This is a genomic window from Isoptericola sp. NPDC056618, assembly GCF_042792715.1.
Lineage (GTDB): Bacteria > Actinomycetota > Actinomycetes > Actinomycetales > Cellulomonadaceae > Isoptericola > Isoptericola nanjingensis.
The window spans coordinates 1-1,171 of the sequence record NZ_JBHTVZ010000046.1 but is presented as its reverse complement, the minus strand read 5'-3'; the positions used below and the strand labels follow the sequence as shown (position 1 = coordinate 1,171).

General features: G+C 54.8%; 1 rRNA gene. It reads right to left on the bottom strand.

The annotated features are described in order from the left end of the window. Window positions 1-1,171, bottom strand: a 23S ribosomal RNA gene (locus tag ACFQ8T_RS21740); the annotation flags it as partial.

Sequence of the window (1,171 nt, the reverse complement as noted above, 5' to 3'; positions counted from 1 at the left end):
CCGTTGAGCGATGGCCCTTCCATGCGGAACCACCGGATCACTAAGCCCGACTTTCGTCCCTGCTCGACTTGTAGGTCTCGCAGTCAAGCTCCCTTGTGCCTTTACACTCTGCGAATGATTTCCAACCATTCTGAGGGAACCTTTGGGCGCCTCCGTTACATTTTAGGAGGCGACCGCCCCAGTCAAACTGCCCACCTGACACTGTCTCCCTGCCCGATAAGGGCAGCGGGTTAGAAGGTCAATACAGCCAGGGTAGTATCCCACCGATGCCTCCACCGAAGCTAGCGCTCCGGTTTCCAAGGCTCCTACCTATCCTGTACAAGCTGTACCAACATTCAATATCAGGCTGCAGTAAAGCTCCACGGGGTCTTTCCGTCCTGTCGCGGGTAACCTGCATCTTCACAGGTACTATAATTTCACCGAGTCTCTCGTTGAGACAGTGCCCAGATCGTTGCGCCTTTCGTGCGGGTCGGAACTTACCCGACAAGGAATTTCGCTACCTTAGGACCGTTATAGTTACGGCCGCCGTTTACTGGGGCTTCAATTCGCACCTTCGCTTACGCTAAGCGCTCCTCTTAACCTTCCAGCACCGGGCAGGCGTCAGCCCCTATACTTCGCCTTACGGCTTCGCAGAGACCTGTGTTTTTGCTAAACAGTCGCCTGGGCCTATTCACTGCGGCTTCTCGGGGCTTTAACACCCTAAGAAGCACCCCTTCTCCCGAAGTTACGGGGTCATTTTGCCGAGTTCCTTAACGAGAGTTCTCTCGATCACCTTAGGATTCTCTCCTCGCCTACCTGTGTCGGTTTGCGGTACGGGCACCTCTCACCTCGCTAGAGGCTTTTCTTGGCAGTGTGGAATCAGGAACTTCGCTACTAAATTTCGCTCGCCATCACAGCTCAGCCTTCACGGGAAACGGATTTGCCTATTTCCCAGCCTAACTGCTTGGACGCGGATATCCAATACCGCGCTTACCCTATCCTCCTGCGTCCCCCCATTGCTCAAATGGTGAGGAGGTGGTACAGGAATATCAACCTGTTGTCCATCGCCTACGCCTTTCGGCCTCGGCTTAGGTCCCGACTAACCCTGAGCGGACGAGCCTTCCTCAGGAAACCTTAGGCATTCGGTGGACGGGATTCTCACCCGTCTTTCGCTACTCATACCGGCATTCTC